Annotated in this window: 4 protein-coding genes; 2 read left to right on the top strand and 2 right to left on the bottom strand. The window is 44.4% G+C overall.

The genetic code is table 11. The annotated features are described in order from the left end of the window. Positions 1-382: 382 nt before the first annotated feature. Positions 383-1129 carry a hypothetical protein gene (locus AC4II3_RS30365; protein ID WP_488015649.1) on the top strand — a complete coding sequence of 249 codons (747 nt, stop codon included), beginning with the start codon at positions 383-385 and terminating at the stop codon, positions 1127-1129. 260 nt (positions 1130-1389) lie between these two features. Here AC4II3_RS30365 and AC4II3_RS30360 read toward each other — a convergent pair whose 3' ends face one another. Continuing rightward, the gene (locus tag AC4II3_RS30360) at positions 1390-2775 is read right to left on the bottom strand and encodes an aldehyde dehydrogenase (protein ID WP_488015647.1); all 1386 of its coding nucleotides are present in this window, start codon (positions 2773-2775) and stop codon (positions 1390-1392) included. A 280-nt stretch (positions 2776-3055) separates the two neighbouring features. Between AC4II3_RS30360 and AC4II3_RS30355 the strand changes: the two genes are divergently transcribed. Next, a complete protein-coding gene (locus tag AC4II3_RS30355; protein WP_488015645.1) occupies positions 3056-4732 on the top strand; it encodes an ABC transporter permease in 1677 nt (558 codons plus the stop codon). 317 nt (positions 4733-5049) lie between these two features. On the opposite strand, the gene AC4II3_RS30350 is transcribed toward AC4II3_RS30355, so the two are convergent. Next, positions 5050-6105: a Fe(3+) ABC transporter substrate-binding protein gene (locus tag AC4II3_RS30350; protein ID WP_488015643.1), complete on the bottom strand. Its 1056-nt coding sequence runs from the start codon at positions 6103-6105 to the stop codon at positions 5050-5052. Positions 6106-6690: the final 585 nt, after the last annotated feature.

Below are 6690 nucleotides of genomic sequence, written 5' to 3'. Positions count from 1 at the left end.
CCAAGTTCCCATCAAATTAGAAGTACCCATTGTGCTCGACCTAGCTGTCGCTGCTAAGCGTAAGTGCTTTACTAAGTATGAGGAAATGGGCATTGAAGAGGTAGAAGGTAACGGAGGGGGTCCTGATCAAGCTGAAGTACCTACCACTTAGTCTCTTTAGCAATATTTGACAGGAATCTTTGACGGCTGGCTTTAAATTAGTTCATAGAAATTAGTTCCTCGAATCCCCCTAGACTTATCAAGTCAGGGGGGTTTTCTTAATCAGTATTGTGCTAAGGTTAACTAAAAGGTACCCTTAAGGGTACCGCAACCTGTTAGTAAATTATGAGACCATTGGTAGAGATTAACACTACCTGCAAAACTACCTGATGGAGGGCAAATCATGCCTGACGAAAATATCCACGAATCCGCTTACAACTGTGAGTTTGAGATTCCGATCAATTTTTTAGTTCCCTTCTCATTCAAGCCCACATTTGCTCCACAAAAGTGTACCTTTCAACTTTGCAATCACCCTGGTGGTAATGCTAGTCCGCCACCCTATGGCTTGCGTCTTGATGGACTGCTCACTGGTAATCCTAGAGATATCTATACCTTTGATTTTGAGTACAAGGGGGCAGAGGTATTCCTCGACTACACCAGCACAGGTGAGATCCACATCTACGGAAAAGCCTTCGGTGGACAAAAAGAAGGGAAGAATTACAAACAAGGGACAACTGACTACTGGGATATCGACTTTACCTACAAAGTTGTGGGACATAAAAACAACGATGCCTATGTCACTGAGAAAGCCTATGGCACATACAAGATTGGCATGGGTAAGGGGACAATCAAGTCTAAGAAGTTCAAGTCTTTTGACCTAGTAGACTACTTCGGCGACCATGAATACTCCTTCCGATTTGGTGATGATACGGAGCACCGAGGCTATAAAGGTATCTCTGGCTGGGGCTGGCTGAATCATAGTCATAGTGGTGCTAAAGATCGTATCTATAATCACCTAAATCACTCTGACTGGCTATTTGTTGCTAAAATTCCTAAACTATCCATGGCTAAATGGAAGATGATCTGCTGGAGTGGCTTAGCCAGTGGAGTCTGGTCTGAGGATGATGATAAAAAGTACGATGATGATTAGCGATTAGTTATAACGCCGCGCCTATTGTTAGGAGATGAGGAGATGAGGAGATGGGGAGATGGTAACCCACCCCTAACCCCTCCCAGGAGGGGAAGATGGGGAGATGGGGAAATCAGCAACTGGCTCCCCAAGACGGCGCTATCTCCCGATTCCCGACTCCCTCGGTGCGCTTGACCCGTAATTAAATTCGCCACGGGTCGCACCGCTCCCGACTCCCTACTCCCTGCTCCCTGCTCCCCGCTCCCTAAGACCAAGAATGACTAACCACTAACAAATTTCTTGATCTGTCCGAGTTTGTCTTTGTAGGGAGCATACCGCAACTGCAAATCCAGCCAGAACGATTTCTTCAGCACGCTTTTTTGGTGAGAAAAGGTATCAAAACCAGCTTTACCATGATAAGCACCCATGCCACTATCACCAACCCCACCAAATGGTAGGGAAGGAACATTTAGATGCATAACTGTTTCATTCAAGCAAACAGCACCAGCAGAGGTCTGTTGCAAAACCTGCTGTTGCTTTGCTTTGTCTGTGGAGAAAAAATATAGCGCTAATGGTTTTGGTCTTTGGTTAACTATCCCAATCGCTTCATCTAAATTACTGTATTCAATCACAGGTAGAATCGGACCAAAGATTTCCTCTTCCATAACTTTATCCTCTAAGGAAATATTGTTGATGACCGTGGGAGCAATATAGCGGTCTTCTGGATTAGTTTGTCCACCAATTATAATCTCACCATCGTTGAGTAAGCTACTCAAACGCTGATAATGCTTATCACTGATAATCCGAGCATAATCTGGACTTTTGGCGGGATCGTCTCCATAAAATTTATGGAGACAGGCTTTGATTTGCTGGAGTAAATCAGATTTAATCTTCCGATTGACCAGCAGATAGTCTGGTGCAACGCAGGTTTGACCGGCATTGATAAACTTACCCCAAACAATTCGTTTTGCTGTAGTTTCTATCGGCACATCTGTCTCCACAATGCAGGGACTTTTACCTCCCAACTCTAGGGTGACCGGGGTTAGGTGTTTGGCAGCAGCAGTCATGATAATTCTGCCAACTTGGGTGCTGCCGGTGAATAAGATATGGTCAAATTTTTCTGCTAACAGTTCCTGACTGGTTTCTACTCCCCCTTCCACTACAGCAATATAGCTAGGGTCAAAGTTTTTCCGGATAATCTCTGCGATCGCACCAGAGGTGTGAGGGGAGATTTCAGAGGGTTTGATAACGCAACAGTTTCCGGCTGCGATCGCACCCACTAAAGGAGCAATGGCTAGAGCAAATGGATAGTTCCAGGGACTGATAATCAGTACTACTCCCAAGGGTTCGGGATAAATTTGACCAGAGCCTGGAAAATTTGCCATTGAGACCGGGACTCTTTTGGGCTTGACCCAAGATTTAATATGCTTGAGGGTGTGATCAATTTCCTGCACTAGGATAATTTCCGTAGCATAAGATTCAAATTCCGCCTTGTGCAGGTCGGCTTTCAAGCCTTCTAAAATAGCAGTATCATTGTCTAAAATAACTTGCTTGAGGCGCTTGAGTTGGGCGATCCGGAATGCCACATCTTTGGTTTTTCCGGTGCTGAAAAAATTGCGCTGCTGAGTCAAAATATCCTTGACTTTACTGGTTTGTAGTTCAAGCATCTTAAAATTTAACCCCTGAACGGAAAAAAAAAATCATTTTGTTCTCGTTCAAGGTTAGCAATTATTTGATAGGATAGTTTATTGCTAAAAAATGGCAAGAGGCGTAGGGTGGGTTAGGCGGCGAGTACTTTAAAAGCTCACCTTTGAAGAGATCTTTCCGCCGTAACCCACCAATATTCAGCGACTAATCGCTGTCTATACATTTACTTTATAAACAGCCTCTGAGTTCAGCTCCCTGAAACCATTCCAGCAAAACAATCATTACGTCTGAAAACTCCCGATGCCACTAAAAATTTCAGCACTATTGAGCGGTAACAAACCATGGCATCGTCTGGGTTTGCCTGCTTGGACAGTCTCGGTAATTGCGATCGCACTCCTAATTTGCGCACCAGTCCTATTTGTGCTGGGCAGTATGTTCTCCGATTCTTCAGAAGTATGGAGTCATTTAGTCTCCACTGTCTTAGGCAGTTACATTCTCAACTCCCTGTGGTTAATCCTAGGTGTAGGTAGTGGAGTATTAATCCTTGGGGTTTCAACAGCATGGCTAGTAACTATGTGTCGCTTCTGGGGAAGCCGGGTGTTTGAATGGGCGCTACTACTTCCTCTGGCAGCACCAGCCTATTTACTTGCCTATACTTACACCAATATGCTGGACTTTTTTGGACCCGTACAGACCTGGCTGCGGCAGCTGTTTGGCTGGACTAGCGTGCACGATTATTGGTTTCCCAATGTCCGGTCTTTGTGGGGTGCGATCGCCATGTTGTCTCTAGTACTCTATCCCTACGTTTACCTAATCACCAGGGTAGCGTTCCTAGAGCAATCCGTGCGTACCCTAGAAGCTGCTCGTTCCCTCGGATGTAACCCTTGGCGTGGCTTCTTCACCGTCGCTCTACCCCTAGCCAGACCAGGGATCATGGCAGGTTTGGCCTTAGCACTAATGGAAACCCTAAGCGACTTTGGGACAGTAGAGTATTTCGGTGTCAGTACCTTTACTACAGGGATATATCGTACCTGGTTAGGATTGGATGATAAGTCAGCCGCTGCTCAACTAGCCGCCTGTCTGCTACTATTCATAATTATTTTAATTGTACTAGAACGCTGGTCTCGTAAGCAATCTCGCTATTATGAGACTGGCAGTAGTTACCAACGAATCAAGCCATTTTCACTAACTGGGGGCCGAGGCATACTGGCGCTGTTAGCCTGTTTTATTCCCATTGCTCTTGGATTTTTAGCACCCGCAGCATTTTTGCTACACATGACCATTAAAAATGCCGAGGAAACCTTAGATGATAAGTTTCTTCAGCTAGCTACAAATAGTTTACTATTAGCCATTACAACAGCTGCGATTGCCATGGTCTTAGCATTAGTCATGGCTTATGGGCAACGTCTAGTGCCCAAACTAGGGATGCGCTTAGCAGTACGCACTGCTGCCATGGGTTACGCTATCCCTGGTTCAGTGATTGCAGTTGGTGTCTTTATGCCCTTAGGTCAGTTGGACAATATCATTGACAGCTGGATGCAGGATAACTTGGGCATATCCACTGGTTTAATTTTTAGTGGCACCATCATTGCTTTAGTATACGCCTATCTTGTGCGCTTCCTAGCAATTTCATTCAATACCGTTGAATCCAGCCTAGGTAAGATCAAGCCTAGTTTAGATGATGCCTCTCGCAGTCTCGGTTATGGACCTACGCTGACCCTAATTAAAGTTCACGCCCCATTAATGTGGGGAGGATTGTTGACAGCAGCCATGTTAGTGTTTGTGGATGTAATGAAAGAGTTACCAGCAACTCTGATCATGCGACCTTTGAATTTTGACACCCTGGCAGTAAGAGTTTACCAGTATGCCTCCGATGAACGATTAATACAGGCATCAGCACCAGCTTTAGCTATTGTTTTAGTAGGAATTATTCCAGTAATTTTATTGAGTTTAAAGATTGCTAAATCTCAGGAATAATAATGAAGAATGAAGAATGAAGAATGCAGAATGCAGAATGAATAATGAAGAATGCAGACTTCTAAAGTCTAAATCCTAAATTCTTCATGGTGTTGGAATAAAAAAAAAGGTAATAGGGAACAGAGAAAAGAGGAGTTTTTGCTTTCTCCGCGCTACTCCCTACTCCCTACTCCCTAAGACGACAGTACTTAAGCTAATTATACCAAATCCTGTTCCCATACCCCCCCTTATCCGCATAGCCATAGATTCCTGGCATACAAAGATTTGGTCGATTTTTATAAAGGGTTTTTGACAAACGGATTTGGTATTGAGAACTGCTAGACCCAACCAGCAATATCCATAAGTTGAACTGCTGTAGCACTATTGGGACCATATTTGGAAACACTGGTTGGATCTTCCTTGAAAGGAAAACCAAAGCCCGCAAGTACCGGATCAATCGGTGTTCCAGGAACCACTGGATATTCGCTATTAGCTTGAGCAAAGAAGGTCTGAGCCGTAGGGCTAGTTAGATACTCTAGGAACTTGATAGCATTTCCTGGATTAGGAGCTGTTTTCACCAAGCCGCCACCACTGATATTAATGTGGGCACCCCGGTTTTGCTGATTGGGGAAAAATACACCAACTTTCTTGAATATCCCCTGCTTGGCAGGGTCATCGGATTTAATATAGCGAGGTAGATAATAGGTATTTGCGATCGCAATATCCGCAATCCCAGCAGCAACCGCTTCAATTTGGGCTCGATCATTACCCTGAGGCTTGCGAGCAAAGTTACCCACAAAGCTCTCGACCCATGATTTTACTGCTGGTACACCCAGGCTGGCAATCAGTGACGCCACCAGAGACTGATTATAGACGTTGCTCGATGAGCGGATAGCAATGCGACCTTGCCATTTGGGATCAGCCAGATTTTCGTAAGTTGACAGATCCGCAGGGTTAACTCTGTCTTTGTTATACATAATCACCCGCGCTCGCTTAGTGAAGCCAAACCAGTGATTGTCAGGGTGTCGCAGGTTAGCGGGAATCTTGGCGTTGAGTTCCGATGAATTAACCGGGGCAAAAATACCAGCCTGATCAGCTTTCCACAGACGACCAGCGTCAACAGTGATTAAGACATCAGCTGGGCTATTGGCTCCCTCACTTTTAATCCGTTCTATTAATGGATTTGCTTTCCCCTCAATCAGATTCACTTCAATACCAGTGATGCTGGTGAAGTTGTCGTATAAGTCATCATCCGTCTTGTAGTGACGAGAGGAGTAGACATTAACTACCCCATTCTGGGCGACTGCTCTACGAGGTTTACCCAGTTCACCCAAGGTGTAAGCCGCCATGGCTGTACCACCTGCTAGTAAGATATTTCTTCTGTTAATGTTCATCAGCAACTACTACTTCCTCTCCTTAGGCTTGTCGCTAAATTTATGCAGTAGGTATGGTAATCCAGCACCTGAGTTACCCACTACAGCTATCGAAATAAATTATCGATTAGTTTGGTAATTTTGTAAACTACCTCAGGCGGTCGGATCGCAGATACATCCTTTGAATTACTTAGTTTTACTATATACTTGACCTTATGGTAGATGTAATGGTCAGTGTTTAGAAGAGGAACTTTACTCAGTATACTATTATTTTTTTAAAAGCTTATCAGAAATTTATCCAAAAATTTGCCAGAGGAATAGAGCTGAAAGTTATAGGGCTGCACCCAGGATGGAACTTCTGCCCTTAGGAAACAAGGACTGGAAAAGCTTGTCATATATAGGGTTTAGGCATTCTTCGTGCCTTGAATTTGGCAAACCCCTTACCAGCATTAGTACAATTGATAAGATTTAGCAGCTATTGACTACTGAGTGAGTCGGGAGTTGGAAAGCGCACCGAGGGAGTCGGGAAGAGAGTTGACAATTAGTCCTTAAATCATCCACAATCTTCGACAAACCTACACAGGATTGTCGAAGATGCATTATCGT

It is taken from the genome of Moorena sp. (assembly GCF_982860115.1).
The sequence above is the reverse complement of the archived record's forward strand: the minus strand, read 5'-3'. Positions and strand labels throughout refer to the sequence as shown.

Coding starts and splice junctions, on each gene's coding strand:
- AC4II3_RS30365 (WP_488015649.1), top strand. CDS start 383: ATGCCTGACGAAAATATCCACGAATCCGCTTACAACTGTGAGTTTGAG.
- AC4II3_RS30360 (WP_488015647.1), bottom strand. CDS start 2,775: ATGCTTGAACTACAAACCAGTAAAGTCAAGGATATTTTGACTCAGCAG.
- AC4II3_RS30355 (WP_488015645.1), top strand. CDS start 3,056: ATGCCACTAAAAATTTCAGCACTATTGAGCGGTAACAAACCATGGCAT.
- AC4II3_RS30350 (WP_488015643.1), bottom strand. CDS start 6,105: ATGAACATTAACAGAAGAAATATCTTACTAGCAGGTGGTACAGCCATG.